This is a genomic window from Acinetobacter entericus (assembly GCF_026168575.1).
In the GTDB taxonomy this organism is placed as follows: domain Bacteria; phylum Pseudomonadota; class Gammaproteobacteria; order Pseudomonadales; family Moraxellaceae; genus Acinetobacter; species Acinetobacter bouvetii.
Genome location: NZ_JAPEQW010000006.1, coordinates 94,131 through 120,671, shown reverse-complemented (window position 1 = coordinate 120,671; position 26,541 = coordinate 94,131). Strand labels below are relative to the sequence as shown.

Sequence of the window (26,541 nt, the reverse complement as noted above, 5' to 3'; positions counted from 1 at the left end):
TTGCAGCAAAGTCAGCTTAAATTGCGCTTAAAATGGCAGCAGAAAAAGCTATTTTCAGCTTCGTAATATGCTTATCAGACATGCGGCAAAGGCGCGAAAGCCAGCCATGCTAAAGTAAGTCAAAACATGCCAATAGCGAATGAATCCTTATGAGCATCCAAGCCGTACTGTTTGATTTGGACAATACCTTGACTCACCGCGGGCAGAGTATCATCGCTTATAGCCAGTTTCTTGCGCAGCACTATGCTGCACAGCTGCTGGAGATGGATTTGCCTAAAATCCAGCGCATTATTAACTGCATAGACAATGGCGGCTATCCTAAAAAAGAAAAGTTAACGCATCCCAGCATTGGCGCATCGGTTGCCTATGCCTTGCTGCAGGAGCTGCATTGGAAAACCGTGCCGGATTTGAAGGAATTGAGCGCGTTCTGGTTTGAATATTTTGGACGGCATGCGGTTGCAATGCCGGGTGCAGAGTTTTTACTGCAAAATTTAAAGCAGAAACGCTATAAATTGGCCGTCATTTCAAATGGCGGTCATGCCACACGGCTGAATATTTTGCAGGGTTTAGGCTTTACGCATTATTTTGATGAAATCGTCAGTTCTGAATTGGCGGGGATCAGTAAACCGGAACCTGAAATTTTTCTGCAGGCCAGTGCGAAGCTCGGCATAGCGCCAGAGCGCTGCCTATTTATTGGCGATCATCCCGTGAATGATGTGCAGGGGGCCTTAGGCGCAGGCATGCAGGCCATTCTGCTGGAAGGTTTTCACCTGGCAGATACAGATCAGCTGATGGTTTCTAACCGCATACAGCAGCTGGATCAGATCTGGACATTTTTAGGCTAGGCTGATCATCAGGCTGCAATCAAAAGGCAGGCAAGATCAAGCAAAGCGGTTGAATTTGGCTGCTTTGCTTAAACAGCAAGACTGGATTCCATTACTCAGAACATGGCATCTTCTGAGTTGGCGCTGATACGGTGGATAGAGAGATCTGCGCCGCGGAATTCTTCTTCTTGGCTGAGGCGGATCCCCATAGTGATTTTCAGCAAGCCGTAGACAGCAAAGCCGCCTGCAAGCGCAATAATAATGGCCAAAACGGTGCCAAAAATTTGTGAAATCAAAGAAACGCCGCCGAGGCCGCCCAGCCATTGCTGACCGAAAATTCCCACAGCAATGCCGCCGAACGCGCCGCATACGCCATGTAAAGGCCATACTCCTAAAACATCATCAATTTTCAGCTTGTTTTGGGTATATGTGAACAGTTTGACAAAAATAATGCCTGCCGCCGCGCCAATGATTAATGCCCCTACAGGATGAACAATATCTGAGCCTGCGCAAATAGCGACGAGGCCTGCCAGTGGGCCATTATGCAAAAAGCCGGGGTCATTTTTGCCCATGAAGTTTGCTGAAATCGTGCCGCCCACCATGGCCATCAGTGAATTAATGGCCACCAGCCCTGAAATGGCATCTAAACGCTGTGCGCTCATGACGTTAAAGCCAAACCAGCCGACGATTAAAATCCATGAACCGAGAGCCAGAAATGGAATAGAAGAGGGCGGGTGAGCACTGATGCGGCCATCTTTTTTGTAGCGTCCATAGCGCGGGCCAAGCAAAAGCACCGCCGCCAGCGCAATCCATCCGCCCATGGCATGCACCACGACGGAACCTGCAAAGTCATGGAAACTGGCGCCAAAAGTATGCTGCAGCCAGCTCTGGAAGCCAAAGTTGCTGTTCCAGATCATGCCTTCAAAAAATGGGTAAACCAGTGCCACCAGCAGTAAAGTGGCCAGCGCCTGAGAGCGCATTTTGGCGCGTTCCGCGATGCCGCCTGAAATGATGGCAGGGATGGCTGCAGCAAAGGTCAGCAAAAAGAAACAGCGCATTAAGTTGTAGCCGTGATCGGCTGCAAGGGCTGCGCCTGCATGGAAAAAATGCTGCCCGTAGGAGATATAATAGCCAATAAAAAAATAGGCAATCGCGGAAAGGGAAAAGTCCGTTAAAATTTTACTGAGCGCATTCACCTGGTTTTTATGGCGTACAGTACCGAGTTCAAGAAAGGCGAATCCAGCATGCATTGCAAGCACTAAAACTGCACCAAGGAGGAGAAAAAGTAAGTCAATATTTTGCATTGTGAGTCCCAATTTAGTGCGTAGTGTCACAAAAGAAACCCAGTATATCGATGCAGGCGATTTCGAAAAGAGGATTGATTAAGGGAAATTTTGATTAATTCAGATTAAAAATATGCAAGACTCGATATAAAGCAAATACTTAGATAGCGCACTTTATTGGTGCGTTTTTTGTGTTGGTTAATCTCTATAAATTTATTTTATTTCATATATTTATATTTATTAAATAGTGGATTTTATTTCCGTGTTTTGCAAAGGTGCATCATTGTCCCCAATTTAACGAATGTCCGCTGCATAAACAAAATGCAAAATTATTCAGCGCTGTCCGTGCTTAATGCACTGAGATAAGCCAATTTAAGCTCAAGGCTGCTAACATCTATTTTTTGTGATGTGAATTTTAAGCGCATTGGGCGCAGAGATTTAAAAAAACAGCCTGCCACCCCAATGAGTTGTATCTGCACGTGAAAACCATCCCTTATGAAAAAACTCAGCAATAATGTACTTTTAGGATTGCATGCTGTACAGGCGAATGCATGGGGGAGATTTTGCTTTCAAGATGCTGAGGTCTGATGATGGATAAAAAAAGCAGACCCGCAGATCTGCTTTTGATGGTGCTGGATCAATGCAAAATTTTGTTGAGGAACTGCTGCGCCCGTTCACCGCGCTGAGTATTAAAGAACTCATCTTTGGTGCAGTCTTCGACAATTTTACCCTGATCCATAAAAATAATGCGGTTGGCCACTTGGCGTGCAAAGCCCATTTCATGCGTGACGCACATCATGGTCATGCCTTCTTTGGCCAGCTGCACCATTACATCCAGCACTTCATTAATCATTTCAGGGTCTAAGGCAGAGGTCGGTTCATCAAACAGCATGGCAATCGGGTCCATGCTGAGCGCCCGTGCAATGGCAACACGCTGCTGCTGTCCGCCAGACAGCTGGGCTGGAAATTTAGCGGCATGCGCGCTGAGGCCGACACGGTCTAAATAGGCAAGGCCTTTTTTCTTGGCGTCTTCTTCCGAACGGCCTAAAACTTTGACTTGCGCAATGGTCAGGTTTTCGGTAATTGACAAATGCGGGAACAGCTCAAAATGCTGGAATACCATGCCGACACGGCTGCGCAGCTTATTCAGATCTGTTTTAGGATCATTAATCGAAATGCCGTCCACTAAAATGGTGCCGGACTGAAAAGGCTCTAAGCCATTCACTGTTTTAATGAGGGTAGACTTTCCAGAACCTGAAGGCCCGCAAACGACTACCACTTCACCTTGGCAAATCTGCGTAGTGCAGTCAGTCAATACCTGAAAGTCTTTATACCATTTGCTGACATTTTGGAGGTCAATCATTACTTTTTGATCTGTCATACACTTAACCTCCGCTGCAATTTTTTAACTGCATACGTTGCGATCATGCTGATGGTGAAATACACCAAACCAGCGAATAAAATATATTGAGTGAGCAGGGACATTAAGTCACCGCGCACGTAGTTGGTGCGGAAAAAGTCCAAAAGGCCAATGGCGTAAACCATGGTGGAATCCTGAAATAGAATGATGGTTTGCTGCAGCAGCAAAGGCGTCATTTTGCGGAATGCCTGAGGCAGAATGATCAAACGCATGGCTTGACTGTAACTCATGCCCAGCGCATAAGCCGCTGAAGTTTGTCCTTTAGGGATGGACTGAATGCCGGCGCGCACAATTTCAGAAAAATAAGCCGCTTCAAACAGCATAAAGGCCACAATGCTGGATACCAGCGCCGTGTCGATGGTGAGGTAATTGCCTGTAATTCCGGTATAGATAAAAGGCACTGCAAAATAAAACCACATCAAGACCAAAAGCAGTGGAATGGAGCGGAATAAATTGACATAGCCTTTGGCAAACCAGTTCAGCGCTTTAATGGAAGACAAACGCATCAATGCGAGCAGTGTGCCAATAAAGACCCCGCCGATCGTTGCGCTGATCACGACTTTGAGCGTGATGCTTAAACCATGCCACAGAGCAGGGCCAGACTGCTGCAAATCTTGAATAAATGAAGTCAGCCAATCCATTATTTATCTCCTGCAATTAGGCCCGGAACACGCAGGCGTTTTTCCAGATAGGTCATAAAGCCAATCAGGCAGACATTGATGACCATGAAAATAATGGTGACATAGGTATAAATTTCGATGGTGTTTTGCGTGTACTCACTGATGGTTTTCATCTGCGCAATAATTTCTGCGACCCCCACCAAAGAGGCAACAGAGGTGTTTTTTACACAGTTGGTCAGTTCAGAGCTGAGCGGCGGCAAAATGGTGCGGAAAGACTGCGGCAAAATAATGTGGCGGTACAGCTGAGCTGTAGAAAAACCCATCGCATAGCCCGCATTGGTTTGCCCGACAGGCAAAGCTTCAATACCCGTACGCACCTGTTCACAAACGCGGGCGGCGGTGAATAAGCCTAAGCCGACACTGGCCGAGATTAACGCCGTGGTGTTGGCGCCTAAATCATTCATCCACCAGTTTTTAATTCCAGCCGGCAGAAAATTAGGCACCACATAAAACCAGATAAATAATTGAATCAACAGCGGCACATTTCGGAAAATGGTCACGTAGGCTGTACCGATGCCGCGGGCAACCGGGCTAGGCAAAGTCCGCATGATGCCTAAAATGCTGCCGAGCACCATGGCAATGCTCCATGCCACCAGCGCAATCACAAACAGCCAGCCCAGGCCAATTAAAATCCATTCCAGATATGTGGAATCTCCCACACCTGTGGATTGGAAGAGTACACCCCAATTCCAGCTATAATTCATAGAAACTCCCTTTTTAGCTTAAGCCAAATTCCTTTTGGCTTAAGCATTTACAGAATGTTTAGGGATGATTATTCGTCACGGTCATGCGGGTTGCTGATAAGCGTCTTCAGCTGATCGGACATTGGGAAATTTAAGTTAATATTTTTAGGCGGAATTGGCGTTTGGAACCATTTCTTATACATTTCGTTGATTTCGCCTGAGCTGTAAGTTGCTTTAATGGCATCATCAACAACCTGCTTAAAGCCTGTATCGCCTTTACGCATCATGCATCCGTAAATCTCATGAATCGGCGCAGTGCCCACAATTTCCCATTTATTCGGATCTTTGGCTTTCGATTTTTCACCCGCAAGTAAAATATCATCCATCATAAAGGCCGCTGCACGGCCGTTCTGCAGCATCAAGAATGATTCTGCATGGTCTTTGGCAGAAATGACTTCGCCAATGCCTAATTCTTTTTCATGCTGGCGGATATAGCGCTCCGATGTTGTACCCGCAGTGGTCACCAGTTTTTTGCCTTTGAGGTCAGCAAAGTCTTTGACACCGGAATCTTTGGCTGTAAGTAAGCGTGAACCTACTTCAAAGAAGCCTGTAGAGAAGGCTACTTGCTGCTGGCGCTCTTTGTTGTTGGTGGTAGAACCGCACTCTAAATCGACAGTGCCATTAGAGACTAAAGGAATACGGTTTTGGCTGGTAACAAGGTTATAGCGGACTTTTAAATCCGGCATGTTTAATTTCTTTTTGACCGCTTCTACCACTTTCAGCTGCAGATCATGCGCATAGCCAACCGGCTGGTTTGGATTATCTGCAATATATGAAAAAGGAATAGAGGAGTCGCGGTAGCCTAAGACAATGGTGCCGGACTTTTTGATTTTATCTAAAGTCCCTGAGTCGGAAGCTGTTGCTTCGCCGCCCGCAGGCTTATCAGAAGATGGAGCTTTATTGTCGCTGCAGGCACTTAGACCGAGCATGAGAGCACTTGCACAGAACAGGGAGGTCATGGTGCGTTTATAGATCATTGGCAAAACTCCTTTTTATTGCTTGTTCATCAATTGCTTTAATTGTCGATGCTTTAAAGCCATCAGGTTGTTGCAAAGATGATTTCTGATATGTACAAAAACCGTACATTAGATTTCATCTTAAGCGAGATTTGAAGAATTGCTCAAGCAAATTTTTTTACGATTTGTTAACGGTAAATGGTTATGATTTAAACAGTTTTTATGGCGCATAAATATAAGAAAAGTACAGCACAATATGTGCCAGCTATGTTGATTTTTAAGTTTGATTTAGACAAAAGTAGTCTGCTGAATCGGGCTGCTATTTTTAAAAAAATAGAACTATGGGATGCAGAAGTAAAAAGGTTAAGGCCCTCTGTGATTAAAATAAACTATTCTGTTGAATCGATTATTCAGATGTTGCCTTTATTTAGATGTTTCATAATATTGTTCTATGTGTTCAATTAAAGTCATGCTCAGGCGATGAATATGCTGTCCATGCTCTATTAATGCATTTTGATGTTTAATCTGTTTTTTGTCGTTGGCTAACAATAAATGCTGTTGCAGGATTTCTTCAGAATGAAACAGTTCAAAAGCCAGCTGGTTTAAATTGGCATCGTATATTTGGCTATGTACAAAAATATGCAGTTCTTTGGCAAAGACTGGAATGAGTTCTAAATATTCGGTTTCTAGGGTATGCAAAATATTTTCGGTACTTTGTTTATTTTGCTGCATTTGTATGAGGAAATCGTCACTGTAGCGCTTAATGCGGTAGAGCGTGGGCAGGAGTGTCACAAAATATTTTTGCTTTTGTATGTTTTGCAATGTGCGGTCACGCTGCAGTTCTAAATGGTTTAAATATAGAGGCACACTAATGGCCACGAAAATGGCTATGACGGAACCGACGGCTTGCACCCACGCGGCCAGTTCTTGATTAAATATTAAATCTGCTTGTGTTGGCATTGAATATTCTCATTTTATTGTTGTCTTGATTGTGCCAACTATTGCATGGAAACGATATGGCATTAATGGCCGATTCAGGCTTTGGGTATTCATTCATAAAGTTGCGCTATAATCGCTCTTTTGCTTTGCATTTACTTATGTCTTTTGATTTAAAAACCACGGTTCAGCCTAATATTGAGCGCTCTACTCCTGAGAAAAAGCTCAACCGTTTAATTGATCAAATTGAACAGCTGAAACGGGAATTGGCGGCATGGGAAAATGCAAAATCAGAAATTCAGAGTTATAGCCGCAAGCGCTTTGTGCCTGTATATGCAGAGCTGCATGATGTGTTATTTAAGCAATTAGAACAGCTTTGGAATAGCCTAAGCAATTATGAGTTCAGCAAATCCGATGCTGCGCAGCTGGATGATAAAATTTATGCCTTAGCCAAAATACTGAAATCTACAAAGCTGCTGAATCAAGCGCAGCTGGAAAAGGTGGATGAGTTATATGCGTACTATCAGCAAACGGCTGAGTATGAGCTCAATAAGAAATTTAAAAAGAAAAATGATGCAGCGTATTCAGATCTGAATGGTGATTTTAAAGAAGCCAATGAAATGGACGAGGCTGAGGATTGGGAAAATACCGAGTGGGGGCGTGGGGATTGGAACGGGGAGCATTACAGTCAAGCGCGTGAACAGGCCAAACTCAAACGCCAGCAAGAAAAATGCGAACAGGCAGAAAAGTTAGTTGAGCAGTCGCTGAAAACAGTGTATTTAAAAATTGCGGCCAGCATTCACCCAGACCGCGAACCTGATGAATCTAAAAAATTAGAAAAAACCGAATTATTCCAGCGCGCCAATGAAGCCTATGAACAGCAGGATTTATTTTATTTGCTGAAATTGCAGCTGCAGGTGGAGTCCAGTCAAAGCAGTTCGCAAAAGGGGTTAAGTGCTGAGCAAGTCAAGTTTTATAAAATGGCCTTGGATGCGCAATGTCTGAAACTGCAAAGCCAAATAGATGATTTGATTGATGCTTTGGTGTGGTCTGAAAGCGCCAAAATTACCGTGCAGAAGTCGAAAGGCAAACTGAAGATTGAGGACTTGTATAAGCAGATTGATGAAGATACTGCGGTTTTAAAACAGCAGATTAAAGCGGAAAAGCAACGGTTAATGTATATGGGGAAAGAGAGTGGGCTGGGGATGTTGTTGGAGCATGGGGTCTTGTGATTTTTAAAATCACCTCTCCCTAGCCCTCTCCTAGAAGGAGAGGGAACTTCTTTGTGTATCAAATGGTAGGTGCATATTTAATGGATTCTCCCTCTCCCTTTGGGAGAGGGTCGGGGTGAGGGTAATCTGCTATAATTTTCAAAAATAAAAACTAAATCCTAAATGAACAATACAGTCGATCCCCAACTATTAGAATTCGCCAAATCTATGCGCAACACCGCCACGGATGCAGAGCACCTTATGTGGCAAATACTCCGTGCCAAGCGTTTTATAAATCTGAAATTCCGTCGTCAGCATGTGATTAAACCTTATATCGTGGATTTTTACTGTCATGAACTTGGTTTGGTGATTGAGTTAGATGGGAGTCAGCATGGAACGGATGAGGCTATTGAATATGATGCTGAGCGGACAAAATTTTTAGAGACTTTGGGTTTAACTGTTGTGCGGTATTGGAATCATGATGTGTTGAGTCGGACGAATGTAGTTTTGGAGGATTTGTGGCTAAGGGTTCTGAAATGAAAGAAAACCACGAATGGAAAACTCCCTCTCCCTCGGGGAGAAGGCGGGGGATGAGGGTTAATTTATAATGGAAAAACTAAAAGTACCTCTCCCTATGGGAGAGGGCTGGGGTGAGGGCTATTTAATAGGTGATGTATAACGTCTTAATACATAGCCTTCAACTTCGCTTTGATCTAAAGTAACTTTTACTTTTAACCAAGATTTATGAATATTTTTGTCAGGTATGACCGTCAGCAAAGTACCTGGTGGCAAGTTTTCAATAATTGAGCTTTTCTTTTTGGGCAATTCAAAAAAATTTAAAGTAGCTGTAATAACTCTTTTATTTGAAAGGAATGTATTTAGAGTTTCTTGGTTAGAAATGTCAGTTGATGTTTTAGTATCACACTTATCTTTTTCAGAATCATTTTTTATGGCCTCATCAGCTAGAGGTTTCAAAGCATATTCAAATACAAAAGCGATACTTAAGTCAAAAAGCGCATCAACTGGCCATTTTTTAAATATTGGACTTGAAGTAATACTTAGAAAAATCCAAAACAAAATATGGATAAGTGTTGAAGCATAATTTTTTTCTTCAGATGTATTAGGTGAGCTAACAGCTAAATCATCACTATTTTTGGAGTTCTGGTCACTAGATGATTCTAAATTTTGAATAATTAGTTGAGCAGAAAAGTAATCAATTAAATTTTGATTTAGAACGGAACTAATATTATTTTGTTGAGCTGCACGAAAAGCACTTAGAATATCTCCAAGCCTTAATTGTGATTCCAAGCTTTTACCAATAATTGATCCAAAGCTTTTCTGTTGAGCTGCACGAAAAGCGCTTAGAGTATCTCCAAGCCTTAATTGTGATTCCAAGCTTTTACCAATAATTGATCCAAAGCTTTTCTGTTGAGCTGCACGAAAAGCACTTAGAGTATCTCCAAGCCTTAATTGTGATTCCAAACTTTTACCAATAATTGATCCAAAGCTTTTCTGTTGAGCTGCACGAAAAGCACTTAGAGTATCTCCAAGCCTTAATTGTGATTCCAAACTTTTACCAATAATTGATCCAAAGCTTTTCTGTTGAGCTGCACGAAAAGCACTTAGAGTATCTCCAAGCCTTAATTGTGATTCCAAACTTTTACCAATAATTGATCCAATGCTTTTCTGTTGAGCTGCATGAAAAGCGCTTAGAGTGTCTCTAAGCCTTAATTGTGATTCCAAACTTTTACCAATAATTGATCCAACGCTTTTCTGTTGAGCTATACGAAAATCGCTTAGGGTATCTCCTAACGCCATTGGTGTTTCTAAATTTTTATCTAATTCCGTCCTGTCGTCTGAACTATTTTCTTCATTTAAAGCATCATCACAAAATTTATTTGTCATTAAAAAATCCCCTCAATAATGAAGGGATTTTAGCTTATTTTTTAATTAGTTAGTAATAAATTAAAGCGCTGCAATTTGCTCCATATTCGCTTTAATCTTCGCTAACTGATCGGCAAATTCAGCAAGTTTCACTTTCTCGCCTTCAACCACTGCAGCAGGCGCTTTTGCTACAAAACCTTCGTTAGCAAGTTTAGTTGCAATTTGGTCATGCTGTTTTTGAACTTTGTCTAAGTCTTTTTGTAGACGGCCCAATTCCGCTTTAGGGTCAATTAAGCCCTTCATTGGAACGAATACAGACACATGCCCCACAACAGAAGAAGAAGACAATGGCGGTTGCTTGCCATCAGCAAGGAAAGTAATGCTTTCAACTTTTGCTAATGCTTTGAACAATGGCTCAATACGAGCGATCTGTGCCTTTTCAGCATCCGTCGTGTTTTGCAGAAGTACAGGCAACAAGCGAGCATTACCTAGACCCATCTCACCACGTATATTACGCACCGCACCAATCAAACCTTGCAGCCATTGCATATCTGCTTCAGCTTGTTCATTGATTTTCGCTTCATCGGCAACAGGGTACTGCGCCAACATAATCGTTTCGCCAGAGATACCGAGTTTCGGTGCAAGCGTTTGCCAGATTTCTTCTGTTAGATAAGGCATCAACGGATGCGCTAAACGCAAAGATGCTTCCATTACTGCTAACAACACACGGCGAACTTCAGCTTTACGCTCTTCAGATACATTCTCATCATTCAGAACTGGTTTGGTTAATTCTACATACCAGTCACAGTATTCATTCCAAATGAACTCGTAGATTGCTTGCGCAGCCAAGTCTAAACGGTAAGTTGTAAACGCTGTTTGCACCGCTTGTTCCGCTTTTTGCAGGCGGCTCACGATCCACTGTTCAGGCAATTCCCAAAGGTCTTGACGAACATCAGTACCAATGGTTTGGCCTTCAATGTTCATCATTACAAAACGGGTTGCATTCCAGATTTTATTGGCAAAGTTACGGTAGCCTTCAACACGTTTCATGTCGAATTTAATGTCACGGCCTGTATTGGCAAGCGCACAGAAGGTGAAACGAACCGCATCTGTACCGTAAGACTGAATGCCTTCAGGGAATTCTTTACGCGTTGATTTCTCAATTTTCGATGCCTGTTTTGGGTTCATCAAACCTGTTGTACGTTTTTGTACTAAAGTTTCAAGATCCACACCGTCAATCAAGTCTAATGGGTCAAGCACGTTGCCCTTAGATTTAGACATCTTCTGGCCTTCACCGTCACGAACCAAACCGTGTACGTACACAGTTTTGAACGGAACTTGCGGCGTACCGTCTTCATTCTTCATAAAGTGCAGCGTAAACATAATCATACGTGCAACCCAGAAGAAGATGATGTCAAAACCGGTCACCAATACATCCGTCGGGTGGAACGTATTTAAGAAATAGTTTTCTGCATCTTTTTTCGCGTCGCCAGTCCAGCCCAATGTTGAGAAGGTCCACAGCGCAGAAGAGAACCAAGTATCCAGCACATCTTCGTCTTGGCTCAGTGCAAGGTCGGCAGGAAGATTGTGTTTTGCACGCACTTCAGCTTCATTACGGCCCACATAGATGTTGCCATCCGCGTCATACCAAGCAGGAATGCGGTGCCCCCACCACAATTGACGCGAGATGCACCAGTCTTGAATGTTGTTCATCCAAGCCATGTACATGTTGCTGTACTGTTCAGGGACAAATTTGATGTCGCCGTCTTTCACCGCTTTAATTGCAGGCTCAGCCAATGGCGCAATTTTTACATACCATTGGTCTGTCAAAAGTGGCTCAACGATTACGCCTGAACGGTCACCGCGAGGCGGCTTCAATGTGTACGGTTGAATTTGGTCTAACCAGCCTTCCGCTTCCGCTTGTTCTACTAGCTTTTTACGCGCTTCAAAACGCTCTAAGCCAATGTAGTCTGCTGGCGCAGGAATGGTTTTAGAAATCTGTTCGCCCGCTTTTGCGATGTATTCAAACTCAGCCAGCACTTCAGCATTTTTGTTGAAAATGTTGATGATCGGAAGTTCGTTACGTTTGCCGACTTCATAGTCATTAAAGTCGTGCGCAGGGGTGATTTTTACACAGCCTGTACCAAATTCTTTGTCGACATATTCATCTTTAACGATTGGAACCGCACGGCCTGTAATCGGCAGGATGATGTTTTTGCCAACCAATGCAGCATAGCGTTCATCATCCAATGCTACAGCAACTGCTGTATCGCCAAGCAATGTTTCAGGACGAGTCGTCGCAACAACAATGTGATCTTTGCCGTCGTGCGTACGCAGTGACTTGTCTTCAAAGAAGTATTTGAAGTGCCACAATGAACCCGCTTCTTCTTTATCTGACTCAACTTCTAAGTCAGAAAGGGCGGTCTGCAGTTTAGGGTCCCAGTTGACGAGGCGCTTGCCGCGGTAGATCAAGCCTTCTTCATGAAGTTTTACAAACACTTCTTTAACCGCGTTTGAAAGGCCTTCATCCATGGTGAAGCGTTCACGAGACCAGTCTACAGATGAACCTAAACGGCGGATTTGGTTGGTAATATTGCCGCCCGATTGTTCTTTCCATTCCCATACTTTTTCGATGAACTTTTCACGGCCCAAGTCATGACGGCTGACACCTTGCGCGCCCAGCTGGCGCTCAACCACCATTTGCGTCGCAATACCGGCATGGTCAGTCCCCGGCTGCCACAAGGTATTTTTACCCGACATGCGGTTGTAGCGGGTCAGGGCATCCATGATGGCATTGTTGAAACCATGACCCATGTGCAAATTGCCTGTGACGTTAGGCGGCGGAATCATGATGCAGAATGATTCTCCTTTTTTAGAGGGCTTAAAGTAGCCGCGTTCTTCCCAAGTCTTGTACCATTTTTTCTCGATCTCGGTAGGATCGTAGGTCGTAGCAATATTTTGCGCTGAATCAGTCATAGTCTAAACAGATCAAAAGTAGATAAAAAATTGCGTCTATTGTAGCAAAAAAAAACGGGGTTTAGGCACTTTGCGCGCATGGAAACTTTATCCGTTTTCAGTCTGAAAATAAGAACCAGTTGGCAGTATTCATCTAAGGCTTTATGATAGGGGCAGATATAAGCGCAAGGTTCGCAGCACATTATAAAAAAAGGAGTTCAGTGCATGAGTTATTCTATCTCTTTGAAAATTTTGCCGGAAACACATCAGCGTTTTACGGACTTGCATCGAAAGCTGAATGCAGGAGATCAAGAAAGCCTGGCGAAACCGCTCGGGGAGAATTTGGCGGATATTGCCTGTGAAATTATTGATCAGGTCTTTGGCAATATTGCCAAAATGTCGACCTCTGGGGATCATGAATCTGAAAAAATCATTCAGCAGATTTTAGACACCACCCGTAAATATATGCCTTGGTCGGTCTCATTTTTCGCTAATGAACGTTTGGTGCCGATGGTGAATTATCTGCGTGATTTGACCATAGAAAAGAACGGGCACTTTTATGTGACCTATCCTATAGACCATAGCTTGGCCAATGAGCTGCTGGGGCATGTCGAGAAAATGAAAGACGGCAATAATGCCTGCGTTCCGCCAGCATTAAAAGCATTTACAGCAGTGGTGGATCAAGGGGTCACGCATTTAATCCGCGAGCCGAAAAAAATGCTGAAATTTAATGTGGTGGTGGATAAAACGCTCAATGGCGTGATTCATGTGACGACCCAGCTGGGCTATAAGCGTTTTGATAAATTGGGTAAAATTTATGATGCCAACTCGATAAGCGGCTATTTTGACCACTTTTTGGTTTTTTTGAATAATGAGCAGACACAAAAAAACGATTAAACTGCAGGATAGCAACTTTTTAATAAAACAATGATTTCATAAGGAATGCATCATGGCAAAGCTGGATGATTTAAAGGGTAAGGTCGTATGGATTACAGGCGCTTCATCCGGTTTGGGCAAAGCCTTGGCGCAGGAATGCGCTTTGCAGGGCGCGCAAGTGGTGTTAACGGCGCGCCGTTTTGAGGAGCTGGAAAATGTCCGTGTCAGTTTGCTGAATCCGGATCAGCATGTATCTATTCCCGCCGATATTACCGATGAAAGCCAAGTCCGCCATGCCTATGAAACAGTGCTGGAATGCAAGGGCCGAATTGACTGGCTGGTGAATAATGCAGGCTTAAGCCAGCGCGCTTTGATTGCCGACACCACCATGCAGACTGAACGCGCCATTATGGAAGTGGATTATTTTTCTCAAGTCTTTTTAACCAAAACCGTATTGCCAGCTTTCTTAAAGCAAAAATCCGGACGCATTGTCTTTGTGTCCAGTGTGGCAGGTTTATTAGGCACGCAATTCCGCGCATCTTATTCTGCAGCCAAAGCGGCGATTCACATGTGGGCAAACAGCTTGCGTGCAGAAGTTGCTGACGACGGGGTAAATGTTTCGGTGATTTTCCCCGGTTTTGTTAAAACCAATGTGTCGATTAATGCGCTCAATGGTGAGGGCAAGGCGCAGGGCTATGATAATGAGGCGACAGCCAATGGTTTGGAAGCGGATGAATTTGCGCAAATGGCAGTAAAAGCTTTGCTGAAAGGTGAGGAATATATTGTTGTCGGCGGCCGTAAAGAAGTCTTGGGGACTTGGGTCTCGCGTTTATCGCCAAGCATGTTGTATAAAATGATCCGTAAAGCGCAAGTGAAGTGATTGGTTTAAATTTTTTAGTATGAACTTTTCAAGGTTTAAGCAGGGTATGAAACAAGTGTCACATCAGTTTTATAGATTCGTCAGCTGTTTCGTAATTTGCTTGTGCTCAATGGCAGTTTCAATGTTGTCCACAGCTAAACCGATTGATCGATTCGTTGAAGAGGCGCGGGCGTATGCAGAGCCTTCAGAAGAGCAGAAACAAGGCTGGCGCCCGCGTGAACATTTTTTTGATACGCAGAAATGGCTGAAATCGACATTTTATAACTCTAAAAACTCGAACATTAATACACGGTTGCCATCAGCTCAATTGGATACCCGCCAAATCACCTATCGTTTTGAGATTTTAAATCATCAGCAATATTTAAAAACTCCATCTGCAGATGCTAAAAAATGTCCAGTTCAATGTATTTTATTAAATGGACATATCTTTTCAGAGCAGCTGTCAATTTTAAAAAGCAGCTGGCTTAAAGAAGAGGGGCGTTTTGTGTATGACAATACCAGCGTTCATATTATCGATATGCGCAATCATAAGTCACAGTATTATGGCGGAATAGGCTTTTTAAGCATTCAGAATAATCAAATCAATTTTTATTATTTTGATGGATTTAGAAAGGCAGTTGGAAATACGATGTATCGGATTAAAGACAGCGGTTTAGACATTAAAATGGATGATGGTACATATCAATCCATTATTCGTTTTGATCAGCAGGAATTTCATCTTACAGAATTGACCAATTATCCTTTAGTAATGGAAACATGCGTTGAAAAAGCGGGTCAATGGGTGTGTGAAATGGCGCGTTAGTTTAGAAATGTTGATCACTTTTTTTTAAATTAAACGGAGTTACTTTTGTATGCTTGCCTTATCTTTGCTGCTAAATAGAAAAAGACCAATTCAAATTCTGATCAGTGTGTAAGAGAAAGTTTTATGATGAAATTTGATGGCTGATTTGATCAAATTTCATCATCGTTTAAATTTGGTTATTAATATTAAGGTCTAATCGCCGTGCCATAAGCAAAGACTTCAATCATGCCGCCTTGCATGCCTAATTCAGTGGTGCTTAAACGCAGCCCCATGATATGGGTGGCGCCCATTTTTTCAGCTTCCAGCTTTAAACGCACGACAGCTTCACGTCGTGCCCGGTCCACAATACTTTCATAGCTGGTCAAACGCCCGCCAAAAAAGTTTTGTATGCTGGCAATGACATATTTAAAGTAATCGTGCGAGATCACCACATTGCTGCTGACCATTTGACCAAAATTTTCACTGGTCTGAAAGCGGTTATTGTCTATGCGGATATAGGCCAAACGCTTTTCCTGTACTTCAAGTTCGTTTAAATGTTTGCGCTCTGCATGGCGGCCAAAGGTCCAGCCCACAGTAAACAAAATCACAAAGACAAGGACTTTAAATAAAAAAGCATCCATCACTTTAGCCTTGAGCAGGGAATGGGTCTGCCAGTTTTGGCGCGTTGGCTTCTACGCGTACCGCTGTACCATATACAAAAAGCTCAGACGCGCCCTGTGCAATATTTGAGGTCGAAAAACGGATGCCGACCACAGCATTTGCGCCTAGGCCTTGCGCTTTCTCAATCATACGGCTCATGGCTTCCTGACGGGATTCTTCTAGCAGTTCGGTATAGCCTTTAAGTTCGCCGCCCACAATATTTTTTAGGCCTGCCATAAAGTCACGGCCAACATGCTTACTGCGCACGGTACTGCCATAAACGACATCCAGCTGCTGTGTAATGGTATGGCCAGGAACGGTTTCTAAATTGCTTAAAATCATAAAGTGCAGGTTGTATTTAATTTGAATACTTTTGAAGATAGGCAATGCGCTTTTAAAAAGCAATAAAAAAGCCCACCGAAGTGAGCTTTCCTTATCGATTTTCAAGGATCTAACTTATTTTGCAGTATCTGCTTTGCGTTCTGCGCTAGACAGCTGAACCTGAGGTGCATCACCAGAATTGGCTTTGATGCCGCCACCAAGTGATTTATACAGCTCTACTTGGCTGTTTAAATTTGCTTGTTCAAGCAACAGCAAGCCTTGTTCAGCTGCATATGAGGTACGCTGCGCGTCCAATACGGTTAAGTAGCTGTCGATACCTGCACGGAAGCGGGCATTCGACAGTTTGTAAGTTGTGTTGGTCGCATCCACCAAGCGGCGCTGGGCAGACAAGCGGTCACCAATGTTTTGACGCACAGCTAAAGCATCGTTGACTTCACGGAATGCTGACTGGATTGATTTTTCATAATCAGACAGCGCAATTTGCTGGTCTGTTTCTGAAATTTTGATGTTGGCTTTGCGTGTGCCCCAGTCAAAGATTGGAATATCCAAGCTTGGCCCTAAGCCCCAGACAAAACTGCCTGATTTAAACAAATCACTCAAATCAGTCGATGCATAACCCGCAGTGCCTGTCAGGCTGATGGTCGGGAACAGACGCGCTTTGGCTGCGCCAATGTTCGCGCCAGCTGCAGACAGTTTGTATTCCGCTGCGCGCACATCAGGACGGTTGTTCAGCAAGTCGCTTGGCAAGCCAGAGCCGATAGCGCTGGCTGAGGTAATGCGGGTGACCCGCTGATTTGGCATCAGGTTGTCAGGCACTTGCTGGCCAACAAGAAGATTCAGCAAGTTTTTTGCTTGCGCCACTTGAGTCTTGTAGTTTGCAACGTCATTGCGGGCGGTTTCTACAGAAATTTGCGCCTGGCGAACAGGAACTTCACTGTCAATGCCGACATCAAAACGTTTTTTGTTCAGATTGTAAGATTCAAGCTGTGTTTTTAACGTTTGATCAGCCAGTTTCAAATTTGCGTTTGAAAATGAATAGCTCAGCCATGCTTGTGCAACTTGGCCGATCAATGCAATTTGAGTCGCATCGCGTGCGCTTGCCGTTGCAAGGTAGCTGTCCAAGGCATTGTCTTTTAAGCTGCGGACACGGCCCCATAAGTCCAGTTCATACGCTGTCACACCTAGGCCAACGTTATAAGACGTGATGGGCTTTTGTGAGCTTAGGGTATCTTGGCGCAGCACACTGCCGCTTGCGCCAATGGTCGGCAGCTGGTTATTTTCAGTGATTTGGTATTGCTGCTGCGCGCGCTGAATATTCAGCGCTGCAGTGCGCAAATCACGGTTGTTTGCCAGTGCTAAATCCAGAACTTGAACCAAACGCTGGTCTGAGAAAAAGTCCTTATAGCCTTGCTCTGCAGCAGAAGTGCCAGACGCGCTTGCTGTATAGCCTTGCGGAATGTTTGCTTGTGCTGCTGGTTCTGGACCGCGCATGCTTTGGCAGGCAGCCAAAGCAAGCGCAAGTGAAGAAACCGCAATGCTACGACCTGTAATAGACCATATATTTTGCATCACGATGTGTGCTCCTGATTATTTTGTTGTTTTGGTTTGTACTTAAAGATGCTTCGAATCCATACGTAGAACACAGGGATAAAGAAGATACCTAATAAGGTCGAGCTGATTACGCCGCCAAGTACGCCATAACCTACAGAGTGCTGGCTGCCTGCACCCGCGCCAGATGCTAACGCAAGCGGAAGTACACCAAAACCAAAGGCAAGGGTTGTCATAATGATTGGGCGCAAACGCATTCTTGCGGCATGCATTGTCGCTTCAAACAGATCTTCGCCTTTTTCCTGAAGTTCTTTCGCAAATTCTACAATCAAAATCGCGTTTTTGGCAGCCAAACCAATGACTGCTACGATCGCGACTTGGAAGTAGATGTTATTTGAAAGATTTGAATCTTTAAGCAATACCATGCCAAGGAAGGTTAATGCGACTGCACCGACAACGCCTAGAGGGACAACTAAAAGTACAGAGAATGGAATTGACCAGCTTTCATACAGCGCAGCCAGGCACAGGAATACGATCAATAAAGACAGTGCGTAAATAATTGGCGCTTGAGCACCAGATTCACGCTCTTCAAGTGATAAGCCTGTCCATTCATAATCAAAGCCTTTTAGGCCCATAGACGGAAGTTTCGCAATAATTTCTTCCATAGCCGCCATTGCATCGCCAGAGCTGACACCCGGAGCAGGTGTGCCTTGAATGTTCATGGATGAAATGCCGTTATAGCGTTCCAGACGCGGTGAACCATAAGTCCATTCGCCTGTTGCAAATGCCGAGAACGGAACCATGGTGCCTTGGTTGTTGCGGACATACCATTTATTCAGGTCTTCAGGCATCATGCGGGAATCCGCTTCGCCCTGAACATAAACTTTCTTCACGCGGCCGCGGTCAACAAAGTCATTGATGTAAGAACCGCCCCATGCCATACCCATTGTGGTGTTGATTTCAGAGATGCTTACACCTATAGCGCCAGCTTGGGCTTGGTCAACAATGATTTTGTACTGAGGGGTATCTTCCTGACCGTTCGGACGCACGCCAGTTAAGCGCTTGTCTTGTGCAGCCATGCCTAAAATGGCATTACGCGCATTCAGCAGCTGCTCGTGGCCTAAACCGCTTGAATCTTTCAGCTGCAAGTTAAAGCCAGCAGTCACACCCAATTCAGGCATTGCAGGAAGCTGCAATGGCATGATGTAAGACGCATCTTTAACGATCATGTTCAATGCCATGCCGCGCTGAATAATCTTACCGATTTGAGCTTCCGGTGTTGTCCGCTCTTCCCAGTCTTTTAATTTAATAAAAGCTAAACCAGCATTTTGACCGACACCTGTAAACGAGAAGCCCGATACGCTGAATACTGATTCAACGTAATCTTTTTCCTTGTTCAGGAAGTAGTCAGTCATGGTGCTGATGGTTTTGTCTGTCCGGTCCAATGTCGCGTTTGGCGGCAATTGCACCAGTGTCATCACGACACCCTGGTCTTCATCTGGAAGGAATGAAGACGGCAGTTTAGTAAACAGAAGGCCTAAAACCACAATCACAGCACCATACAATAAGCCAGAAAACAGCTTATGGTGCGTCATGCGGTTTACGCCGTTTTGATACTTGCCGGCGACTTTGTCGAATGTTTCATTAAACCAGCGGAAGAAACGCGCAGGCAAGCTGTTGCTTGGCGCCGCATTTTTGTCATGCTGTTTCAGGATGGTCGCACACAGGGCAGGGGTAAAGGTCAGCGCGACAATCAGTGACAGGATCATGGCTGTAACCAGCGTGATCGAGAACTGACGGTAAATTACACCTGTTGTCCCGCTCATGAATGCCATTGGTACGAATACCGCAGACAGTACGGAAGTAATGCCGACCAATGCGCCGGAAATTTGCTTCATCGAGATCTCTGTGGCTTCCACAGGATCCAGATGCTCTTCGGCCATAATCCGTTCAACGTTTTCCACGACGACAATTGCATCATCGACCAGAAGGCCAATCGCAAGCACCATGGCAAACATGGTGAGCGTGTTGATAGAGAAGCCGAAGACATTAATAACAGCAAATGTGCCCAATACTACGACTGGCACAGCCATTGTTGGAATGATGGTCGCGCGCCAGTTCTGCAAGAACAGGAACATGACCAGGAATACAAGAATCACCGCTTCAACCAAGGTGTGAACCACACTCTCAATTGACAATTGAATGAACGGAGTTGTATCAAATGCAAGTTTGTCCTGCATGCCTGTAGGGTAGTTTTTACGAAGGTCTACAAGGCGGGCTTCAACTGCAGCGGCTGTATCTAAAGCATTCGCGCCAGTAGCAAGCTTGATGGCCACACCGCCGGCAGGTTTGCCGTTGAATTTAGAGTCAAACTGATAGTTGTCTGCACCCAATTCGACGCGGGCAACATCGCCCAAACGCACTTGTGCGCCGCTTGTTGTGTTTTTCAAGAAGATGTTTTTAAATTCTTCAGGCGTTGTCAGCAGGCTTTGCGCATTCACAGTCGCGTTCAGCACTTGGCCCTGCACAGACGGTGCGCCGCCCAGTTGGCCGACAGCCACTTGAGCATTTTGCGTTTTCAGCGCTGCGGCGATATCGCTTGGCGTTACTTGAAGGCTTGCCATTTTGGCAGGATCCATCCAAATGCGCATCGCATATGAACCGCCGAATACCTGTACTTCACCGACACCGGCAACACGGCTGAGCGGTTCTGAAATATTCGAGTTTACATAGTCTTTAATGTCATCTGCAGATAAGCTGCTGTCAGGCGAATAGAATGCAATAACTTGCAGGAAGCTTGCGCCTGATTTAGTGACTTTGACCCCTTGACGCTGAACATCTTCAGGCAAAAGCGCAGTTGCAGACTGTAATTTGTTCTGCACCTGAACTTGCGCGATATCCGGATCAACACCTTGGTTAAAGTTCAGCTGAATAGATGCCTGGCCATTGCCTGCGCTGTTTGATGAAATATAGCGCAGACCGTCAAGGCCATTCATTTGCTGTTCGATGATCTGCGTTACTGTATTTTCAACAGTCGCTGCAGATGCACCTGGATAAGTTGCAGAAATCGTTACCGTTGGCGGGGCAATGGTTGGATACTGCGCGATAGGCATTTTTGTCAGCGTGAGAATACCCGCCAGCATAATGACTAACGCAATCACCCAAGCAAAAATTGGGCGATGGATAAAGAATTGAGCCATTCAGTCTACCCCTTATGAATTTGAAGTAGCTTTTTGTTCAGGCTTCGCAGCAGCTTGAGCAGCTGGTTTTGCTTGGCCAGCGGCGCCTTGAGCAGCTTGCGGCGCAGCAGCTTGAGGCTGGTAAGGTTTAGCTGTAACTTGCTGTTCAGGCTTCACTTTCGCAATGCCGTCTACAATGACTTTATCGCCGGCTTTTAAGCCGTCAGTGACAATCCAGTCTTTGCCTTGAACGCCAACAGTGGTTACTGGGCGGGATTCAACAGCGCCTTTTGCATTCACTAACATAGCCATTGCTTGGCCAGTCGGTGTGCGGGTAAGCGCGGCTTGCGGAATCAGGTACGCATTTGGAATAACGGCCTGTACAATTTTTGCGTTCGCGAACATGCCTGGAAGCAGCAAGTGGCTCGGGTTGGAAAATACGGCACGTAAAGTGACTGTGCCTGTATCTGGATTCACGCTGGCATCAGAGAATGCTAAACGGCCTTCCACAGGGTAGTCACTGCCATCTTCCAGCTTCAGCTGCACTTTGGTGTTGTTGCTGCTGTCCACTGCGCCTTTGCTCAGCTGCTGACGCAAGCGAAGCAATTCTGCGCTGGACTGGTTGATATCCACATAGATTGGATCTAAGCGCTGAATGGTCACCAGCGGTTCTGCCTGATTGGCGGTTACCAATGCGCCGACAGTGACTGTTGAGCGGTTGGTTTGACCTGAAATTGGCGCACGGACAGTTGAATAGCCCAAGTTGATTTGCGCATTCTTTAACACCGCCTGGTTAGCATTCAGCGTTGCTTCAGCCAGTTTTACCTGGCCGACAATATCGTCATACTCTTGCTTAGAAATGGCATTTGAACCCACCAACTGGCGGTAACGCCCTTCTTTTACACGCAGAACATTTAAATTTGCTTCAGCGCTGGCAATCGCCGCGCGCGCATTGTCAACATTCGCACGGTTTGAGCTGGAATCGATCTCGTAAAGCGCTTGGCCTTCACGGACATAGCTGCCTTCAGCAAATAGACGTTTCAGAACGACACCGCTGGTTTGCGGACGCACTTCAGAAATTTCATATGCTGTAGTGCGGCCTGAAAGTTCTACAGACTGTTCTACGCTTTGCGGCTGGGCAACAAGCACGCCAACTTCAGTTGGAGGCATCTGCTGAGCAGCGCCAGCTTGCTGTGCGTCTTTTGGATCTTTGCTACAACCGACAAGTGCAATACTTGTTGCTAATGCGCAAGCAGTCAGGGCAGGAGCCCAAAGCTTTGCAGACATCATTCTTTCACCTCTATATTAGATTTTTATCTAAAATTATTTATTTAGGCTGCTGGTATTTTACGAGTGCGAAATACAGCAGCGTGATCCAAATAAAACTTATGCTCCAGCCAGAAAAGACATCGGAAGGAAAATGCACGCCGGCATAGACTCTTGAAATGCCCATCAGCAAAATCCATAGACTTGCAATGAGGCAGATCAGTTTATGCCGCGGATGCTGCTGGGAAATGTACATCGCCAAACAGCCTAAAGCAGCCGCATAAAGGCTATGTCCACTTGGAAATGAATCTCCATAGGTTTTCACCAAGAAATACATTTCAGGTGGACGCGGTCTAGAGACGAAATACTTAAGCACCCAAGCGATGCAAATACTTCCAACCAATCCTATACTGATAAAAACAATATCTGAATATTTTTTATACCATGCTTGGCGTAAACACCATAGTGCGGTTAAAAATAATACAAATGGCATGCCGCCTGCTATAGAAAACCCTTGAGCTGCGATATTTAAGACAGGGGTTCTGTGTTCGTACATCCATGCCACAGCGCTTAAATCATAAGCGCTAAAAGCATGTGATTTGTATAGCAACATACTGATTGTCAATGATAACAAACTCAGGAAAAGCAAGAGTTTCGGCATGCTTGAATCCTTGTTGTTTTATAAGGAACAAGTCCGAATAAATTAAGTGGTAAAGTGTACTCATCAGTACACTTTATTTCAAGTGTGTGTAAATTATGCTAATTTCTTTTTTGTGTTTTTTTAACACTTGATAATATAAATTAACAATTTTTTTAATGACTTTACTTCTGCCCATGGGATGAATCTTCAATTTCCAAAGGCTGTTTCGGCGGCCAAAAAAAGTCGCTAGGGCGGGTCAGGAAATGGGTCAGCACCAATTTTGCCAAGGGTTTCCATTGCTCAAAGCGCACACGGCGCGCCCGCAGAGCCACAATAATGGTCAGGGTAAAGCTGACAAATAAGTTGGTCAGGCCGATGCACAGCACTCCTAAGAAAGAGACAATTGCCAAACCGATTTCAGGTCCGCCATTGATGCACATCAAGCCCTGAATAAAATTGGCGGATGCAAAGGCAATATGGCGGATATCCAGCGGCAAGCCGAGAATATACCCAAGCGTTCCCATGCTGCCGAGCATGATGCCAAACAAGAAGTTGCCTGCCAAAGCTCCTAAATTGCGTTCGATATAAGCCGCGAATGCATTTAAGCGCTCTTGCCCCATTATTTCTCTAAGTGCAGGGTGGGCTTGAATGCGTGGCCCGACTTTGCGGTAAATGGCCATGTTGTCAAAATATCCAGCCAGCAAGCCAGACAAGAACAAGCAGATGCCAGCAATCGCAGCATGTGGTATCGCTAGTGAGGTAAAGGGGTCTAAGCTGTGCAGCAAGTGAGAGGCTTTGGCATGGTTCAGCAAAGGCTCATCCATGGCGGCTTGCCAAAAATAAGTAATCAGTGCGGCCGTTGGAATTGCAATTGAGATATTGCCCAAAATGGCGATAAATTGTGTCCGTATAATATTGATAATCAGCGCAGCCAATTCTGCTATTTGCGCATTTTTTGAGCCCTTTCGATGCTGCACCGTGGCCGCCAATGCGGCTGCAGTCATTGCCGGCTGTTTGGTCGCAACGGTAAAATGCAGCACATGAATTAGCATAAAGCCAAAAGAGTAGTTCATGCTGAACAAAAAGGCCTGCATCAGCGGCGCCAATGTTAAGCGGGCTGCCAGTATTTTCAGTGACGCCATGACCGCGATAATAACGCCGGCGCCAGCAGCAGCTTTATACATGGCAATAAAGCCTTTTTTATCGCTGCTGACGTAATGTTCACCTGTCTTGCTGGCATTTTCGGTGACTTGCAGCGCCATCAATTCACTGTTTGTCGCTAATAAAGAGCGGACGCTGCGTTCACTATACAGGGCGTCGGTAACATCAACCAGCAATGCGCCAATCGAGCTGTAGCGGACATCATCTTCTTCCACAATCAGGTTCAGCAGAATTTCAATGCGTTCCAAACATTGTTCCAGTAACGATAGTAAATAAGTCAGGCTAACGCTGACCCCGCTGCGTTTGGTGGCTCTGCGGATTTTAAGCGTCACTTCACGGCATTGATCCAGCATCACCAGCGCTTGCGATGCATCTGGCGGCTCGACGGCGCTCATTTGCTCCGCATTTTGGTGCAGATACTTATATTGTTGAATAAACTCATTGATTTCACGATTCTGAACTAAAAACGGCGATTCATACTCGGTCAGTTCTGGATGCGCATTGATAAATTCAGGGTATAAGCCGATGCCGCTGACGCGGTATGACAAAATTGTGATGGCCTTAATCAATTCACGGCGGATTTGCTTTTTTTCATCCTGATTGCCATGGCCTTGATTAAACAGCCTAAACAGATTTTGCCATTCTGCATCGTCAATTTCATCCAGCCAGTATTTATCGCTGCGTTGATGAAAAACTTGACGCAAGAGCTCCTGCAGCTGGCTTTCGTCATGAATTAAAGGTAAAAAGTGTGCGCCCAAACGCTGCATAAGCTGATTAAAGAATCCATCTAAAGACAAAATTCCGGTATCCGCATAGAGGCTGGTTTGCTTATAGCGGCTAATTAATTTAAGAACGAAACTTTGCAGAGTGGAGGCGGCATCCGGCGTCAACAATAAGGCCGTGTAAAAGGCTTTAAATGTTTGATGTATTTCTTCTGGGTTTTTGGTGTCTGCCGGACGGATGCGGTTCACCAGCTCGATCAATAGATTGTGATCCAGCACAGCCTGACGGGTGTCAAGCTGGTGCTGCATTTGCAGGAATAAATCATTCAATTTTATATGCATAAGCAAGCGGTTACGATTCTTTAGTTTATTGAATGCGGTGCAATGCCAAATTTGCGAGATTAATCAGCGCTTGACGGTATTCACTGTCAGGGAGCGCATTCAATGCATCCAGCGCTGCGTTGGTTTCTTCGGTGGCGCGCCGGCTGCAGTAATCCAAGGCGCCAGAAGTCTGAACTATGGAAATTACCTGTTCTAAGTCTGCAGTGCCGCCAGTAGCGATGCTGCGGCGGATTACGTCGTGCTCTTCACCAGAGGTATTCTTCAGTGCAGAGATTAAAGGCAAAGTCGGTTTGCCTTCCATTAAATCATCACCGATATTTTTACCTAATGTTTCAGCATCTGAGGTGTAATCTAAAATATCATCAATGATTTGGAAGGCATTGCCGAAGTGGCCGGCAAATTTTCGCAGCGGCTCGCGGTATTCAGGTTTACCTGAAAGAATAGCTGCGCCTTCTGTTGCCAATTCAAACAGGCGTGAAGTTTTGCCGTGAATAATATCTAAATAGGTCTGTTCCGTAGTATCCGGCTGATGCTGAGACTGCAGCTGCAAGACTTCGCCTTCTGCAATTTCACAGGTGCCTGTAGAAAAGTCTTTCAGCAGCACCATGTCATTCAGGTCGACCAGCAGGTCGAATGCGCGTGAAATCAGGAAGTCTCCGACCAAAACTGCAGTCTGGTTATTCCAGGTGGCATTGGCTGTCGGGCGCCCGCGGCGCAAGCCTGATTCATCGACAACATCATCATGCACCAGAGTTGCAGTATGCAGCATTTCAATAATGGCAGCTAATTTGCGGTGTTCTGCGATATCTTCTGCGCCGCAGGCTTTGGCGGCCAGTAAGCACATAATGGGACGCATGCGTTTGCCGCCAGCTTCAACCACATGTTTGCTGACGGCCATGACTAAAGCAACTTTTGAGGTAATCCCTTCATTGATAAATTTGTCCATCGCGGCAAAGTCAGTAGCAACAGGAGCGAGAATGTCTTGCTTGAAGTCGATGGTCATGTGAAGAAGAACCTCAGTAATTTTGAATTGCCGCTATAGTTTAGCAATTTCGTATAATAATTACAGATATGAAGCTCGGCGGCTGATTTAAAATAAGGTGATAATTTTAAATCAGGCTAAGTTCAGATCACCTGATGTGAATATAAAATGCTGAGTTAAGTAAATCTGGCTGGCATTTTGTGATTCATCTTAAGCCTTATAGTAGCGAATTGATTTTAAAAATCTATTTGAATTTTTGAAAGATGTTTT

The 26,541-nt window shown here is 44.8% G+C and carries 22 protein-coding genes; 6 read left to right on the top strand and 16 right to left on the bottom strand.

Features of this window, described 5'->3' with window-relative positions:
- The first annotated feature begins 149 nt into the window (after positions 1-149).
- Positions 150-845 carry an HAD family hydrolase gene (locus tag OKC24_RS06865; RefSeq protein WP_130146503.1) on the top strand — a complete coding sequence of 232 codons (696 nt, stop codon included), beginning with the start codon at positions 150-152 and terminating at the stop codon, positions 843-845.
- 95 nt (positions 846-940) lie between these two features.
- Here OKC24_RS06865 and OKC24_RS06860 read toward each other — a convergent pair whose 3' ends face one another.
- The 6 genes from OKC24_RS06860 to OKC24_RS06835 all read right to left on the bottom strand — a co-directional run bounded on the left by OKC24_RS06860 (position 941) and on the right by OKC24_RS06835 (position 6,866).
- The gene (locus tag OKC24_RS06860; protein WP_130146501.1) at positions 941-2,128 is read right to left on the bottom strand and encodes an ammonium transporter; all 1,188 of its coding nucleotides are present in this window, start codon (positions 2,126-2,128) and stop codon (positions 941-943) included.
- A gap of 616 nt (positions 2,129-2,744) precedes the next feature.
- Positions 2,745-3,470 carry an amino acid ABC transporter ATP-binding protein gene (locus OKC24_RS06855; protein WP_171457736.1) on the bottom strand — a complete coding sequence of 242 codons (726 nt, stop codon included), beginning with the start codon at positions 3,468-3,470 and terminating at the stop codon, positions 2,745-2,747.
- A 14-nt stretch (positions 3,471-3,484) separates the two neighbouring features.
- Positions 3,485-4,168: an ABC transporter permease subunit gene (locus tag OKC24_RS06850; protein ID WP_005011568.1), complete on the bottom strand. Its 684-nt coding sequence runs from the start codon at positions 4,166-4,168 to the stop codon at positions 3,485-3,487.
- Positions 4,168-4,911 (bottom strand): amino acid ABC transporter permease, encoded by a 744-nt coding sequence (locus OKC24_RS06845; protein WP_005011567.1) that lies wholly within the window; start codon positions 4,909-4,911, stop codon positions 4,168-4,170. Before OKC24_RS06845 ends, OKC24_RS06850 begins: the two co-directional genes overlap by 1 nt.
- Before the next feature lie 68 nt (positions 4,912-4,979).
- Positions 4,980-5,927: a transporter substrate-binding domain-containing protein gene (locus tag OKC24_RS06840; RefSeq protein WP_130146497.1), complete on the bottom strand. Its 948-nt coding sequence runs from the start codon at positions 5,925-5,927 to the stop codon at positions 4,980-4,982.
- Positions 5,928-6,329: 402 nt separating this feature from the next.
- Positions 6,330-6,866, bottom strand: a complete 537-nt coding sequence (locus tag OKC24_RS06835) for a hypothetical protein (RefSeq protein WP_130146495.1) — start codon at positions 6,864-6,866, stop codon at positions 6,330-6,332.
- Between the two features lie 137 nt (positions 6,867-7,003).
- Here OKC24_RS06835 and OKC24_RS06830 point away from each other — a divergent pair, with 137 nt between their 5' ends.
- Both OKC24_RS06830 and OKC24_RS06825 read left to right on the top strand, forming a co-directional pair.
- Entirely contained in the window at positions 7,004-8,074 is a 1,071-nt protein-coding gene (locus OKC24_RS06830) for a molecular chaperone DnaJ (RefSeq protein ID WP_130146493.1), read from the top strand.
- Between the two features lie 162 nt (positions 8,075-8,236).
- Positions 8,237-8,593: an endonuclease domain-containing protein gene (locus OKC24_RS06825; RefSeq protein WP_130146491.1), complete on the top strand. Its 357-nt coding sequence runs from the start codon at positions 8,237-8,239 to the stop codon at positions 8,591-8,593.
- Positions 8,594-8,710: 117 nt separating this feature from the next.
- Here the strand turns inward: OKC24_RS06825 and OKC24_RS06820 are convergent, their stop codons facing one another.
- Positions 8,711-9,958: an SH3 domain-containing protein gene (locus OKC24_RS06820; RefSeq protein WP_265464897.1), complete on the bottom strand. Its 1,248-nt coding sequence runs from the start codon at positions 9,956-9,958 to the stop codon at positions 8,711-8,713.
- Between the two features lie 60 nt (positions 9,959-10,018).
- The gene (locus OKC24_RS06815) at positions 10,019-12,913 is read right to left on the bottom strand and encodes a valine--tRNA ligase (RefSeq protein ID WP_131276350.1); all 2,895 of its coding nucleotides are present in this window, start codon (positions 12,911-12,913) and stop codon (positions 10,019-10,021) included.
- A gap of 204 nt (positions 12,914-13,117) precedes the next feature.
- Between OKC24_RS06815 and OKC24_RS06810 the strand changes: the two genes are divergently transcribed.
- The 3 genes from OKC24_RS06810 (at position 13,118) to OKC24_RS06800 (ending at position 15,450) form a co-directional block, all read left to right on the top strand.
- Positions 13,118-13,789, top strand: coding sequence for a hypothetical protein (locus tag OKC24_RS06810; protein WP_130146488.1), 672 nt, complete (start codon positions 13,118-13,120; stop codon positions 13,787-13,789).
- 52 nt (positions 13,790-13,841) lie between these two features.
- Entirely contained in the window at positions 13,842-14,648 is an 807-nt protein-coding gene (locus OKC24_RS06805) for an SDR family oxidoreductase (RefSeq protein WP_131276349.1), read from the top strand.
- Positions 14,649-14,769: 121 nt separating this feature from the next.
- Positions 14,770-15,450, top strand: a complete 681-nt coding sequence (locus OKC24_RS06800; protein ID WP_131276348.1) for a hypothetical protein — start codon at positions 14,770-14,772, stop codon at positions 15,448-15,450.
- A 185-nt stretch (positions 15,451-15,635) separates the two neighbouring features.
- On the opposite strand, the gene OKC24_RS06795 is transcribed toward OKC24_RS06800, so the two are convergent.
- The 8 genes from OKC24_RS06795 to sdsA all read right to left on the bottom strand — a co-directional run bounded on the left by OKC24_RS06795 (position 15,636) and on the right by sdsA (position 26,292).
- Entirely contained in the window at positions 15,636-16,070 is a 435-nt protein-coding gene (locus OKC24_RS06795) for a YbjQ family protein (protein WP_130146485.1), read from the bottom strand.
- Positions 16,071-16,074: 4 nt separating this feature from the next.
- Complete coding sequence (locus tag OKC24_RS06790) at positions 16,075-16,431, bottom strand: YbjQ family protein (protein ID WP_130146484.1); 357 nt, start codon at positions 16,429-16,431, stop codon at positions 16,075-16,077.
- A 114-nt stretch (positions 16,432-16,545) separates the two neighbouring features.
- The gene (adeK, locus tag OKC24_RS06785; RefSeq protein WP_130146585.1) at positions 16,546-18,000 is read right to left on the bottom strand and encodes a multidrug efflux RND transporter AdeIJK outer membrane channel subunit AdeK; all 1,455 of its coding nucleotides are present in this window, start codon (positions 17,998-18,000) and stop codon (positions 16,546-16,548) included.
- Positions 18,000-21,179, bottom strand: a complete 3,180-nt coding sequence (locus tag OKC24_RS06780) for an efflux RND transporter permease subunit (protein WP_265464896.1) — start codon at positions 21,177-21,179, stop codon at positions 18,000-18,002. The genes adeK and OKC24_RS06780 overlap by 1 nt, the downstream gene beginning before the upstream one ends.
- A gap of 12 nt (positions 21,180-21,191) precedes the next feature.
- Positions 21,192-22,448 carry an efflux RND transporter periplasmic adaptor subunit gene (locus OKC24_RS06775; protein WP_131276347.1) on the bottom strand — a complete coding sequence of 419 codons (1,257 nt, stop codon included), beginning with the start codon at positions 22,446-22,448 and terminating at the stop codon, positions 21,192-21,194.
- Positions 22,449-22,485: 37 nt separating this feature from the next.
- The gene (locus OKC24_RS06770; RefSeq protein WP_131276346.1) at positions 22,486-23,085 is read right to left on the bottom strand and encodes a phosphatase PAP2 family protein; all 600 of its coding nucleotides are present in this window, start codon (positions 23,083-23,085) and stop codon (positions 22,486-22,488) included.
- A 161-nt stretch (positions 23,086-23,246) separates the two neighbouring features.
- Positions 23,247-25,289, bottom strand: coding sequence for a site-specific recombinase (locus OKC24_RS06765; RefSeq protein WP_265464895.1), 2,043 nt, complete (start codon positions 25,287-25,289; stop codon positions 23,247-23,249).
- Between the two features lie 25 nt (positions 25,290-25,314).
- Entirely contained in the window at positions 25,315-26,292 is a 978-nt protein-coding gene (gene sdsA / locus OKC24_RS06760; RefSeq protein ID WP_131276344.1) for an All-trans-nonaprenyl-diphosphate synthase, read from the bottom strand.
- Between the last annotated feature and the right edge of the window lie 249 nt (positions 26,293-26,541).

Coding starts and splice junctions, on each gene's coding strand:
- OKC24_RS06810 (WP_130146488.1), top strand. CDS start 13,118: ATGAGTTATTCTATCTCTTTGAAAATTTTGCCGGAAACACATCAGCGT.
- OKC24_RS06790 (WP_130146484.1), bottom strand. CDS start 16,431: ATGATTTTAAGCAATTTAGAAACCGTTCCTGGCCATACCATTACACAG.
- OKC24_RS06830 (WP_130146493.1), top strand. CDS start 7,004: ATGTCTTTTGATTTAAAAACCACGGTTCAGCCTAATATTGAGCGCTCT.
- OKC24_RS06795 (WP_130146485.1), bottom strand. CDS start 16,070: ATGGATGCTTTTTTATTTAAAGTCCTTGTCTTTGTGATTTTGTTTACT.
- OKC24_RS06765 (WP_265464895.1), bottom strand. CDS start 25,289: ATGCATATAAAATTGAATGATTTATTCCTGCAAATGCAGCACCAGCTT.
- OKC24_RS06845 (WP_005011567.1), bottom strand. CDS start 4,911: ATGAATTATAGCTGGAATTGGGGTGTACTCTTCCAATCCACAGGTGTG.
- OKC24_RS06850 (WP_005011568.1), bottom strand. CDS start 4,168: ATGGATTGGCTGACTTCATTTATTCAAGATTTGCAGCAGTCTGGCCCT.
- OKC24_RS06835 (WP_130146495.1), bottom strand. CDS start 6,866: ATGCCAACACAAGCAGATTTAATATTTAATCAAGAACTGGCCGCGTGG.
- OKC24_RS06780 (WP_265464896.1), bottom strand. CDS start 21,179: ATGGCTCAATTCTTTATCCATCGCCCAATTTTTGCTTGGGTGATTGCG.
- OKC24_RS06805 (WP_131276349.1), top strand. CDS start 13,842: ATGGCAAAGCTGGATGATTTAAAGGGTAAGGTCGTATGGATTACAGGC.
- OKC24_RS06820 (WP_265464897.1), bottom strand. CDS start 9,958: ATGACAAATAAATTTTGTGATGATGCTTTAAATGAAGAAAATAGTTCA.
- OKC24_RS06855 (WP_171457736.1), bottom strand. CDS start 3,470: ATGATTGACCTCCAAAATGTCAGCAAATGGTATAAAGACTTTCAGGTA.
- OKC24_RS06775 (WP_131276347.1), bottom strand. CDS start 22,448: ATGATGTCTGCAAAGCTTTGGGCTCCTGCCCTGACTGCTTGCGCATTA.
- sdsA (WP_131276344.1), bottom strand. CDS start 26,292: ATGACCATCGACTTCAAGCAAGACATTCTCGCTCCTGTTGCTACTGAC.
- OKC24_RS06840 (WP_130146497.1), bottom strand. CDS start 5,927: ATGATCTATAAACGCACCATGACCTCCCTGTTCTGTGCAAGTGCTCTC.
- OKC24_RS06825 (WP_130146491.1), top strand. CDS start 8,237: ATGAACAATACAGTCGATCCCCAACTATTAGAATTCGCCAAATCTATG.
- OKC24_RS06815 (WP_131276350.1), bottom strand. CDS start 12,913: ATGACTGATTCAGCGCAAAATATTGCTACGACCTACGATCCTACCGAG.
- OKC24_RS06800 (WP_131276348.1), top strand. CDS start 14,770: ATGTTGTCCACAGCTAAACCGATTGATCGATTCGTTGAAGAGGCGCGG.
- OKC24_RS06860 (WP_130146501.1), bottom strand. CDS start 2,128: ATGCAAAATATTGACTTACTTTTTCTCCTCCTTGGTGCAGTTTTAGTG.
- adeK (WP_130146585.1), bottom strand. CDS start 18,000: ATGCAAAATATATGGTCTATTACAGGTCGTAGCATTGCGGTTTCTTCA.
- OKC24_RS06770 (WP_131276346.1), bottom strand. CDS start 23,085: ATGCCGAAACTCTTGCTTTTCCTGAGTTTGTTATCATTGACAATCAGT.
- OKC24_RS06865 (WP_130146503.1), top strand. CDS start 150: ATGAGCATCCAAGCCGTACTGTTTGATTTGGACAATACCTTGACTCAC.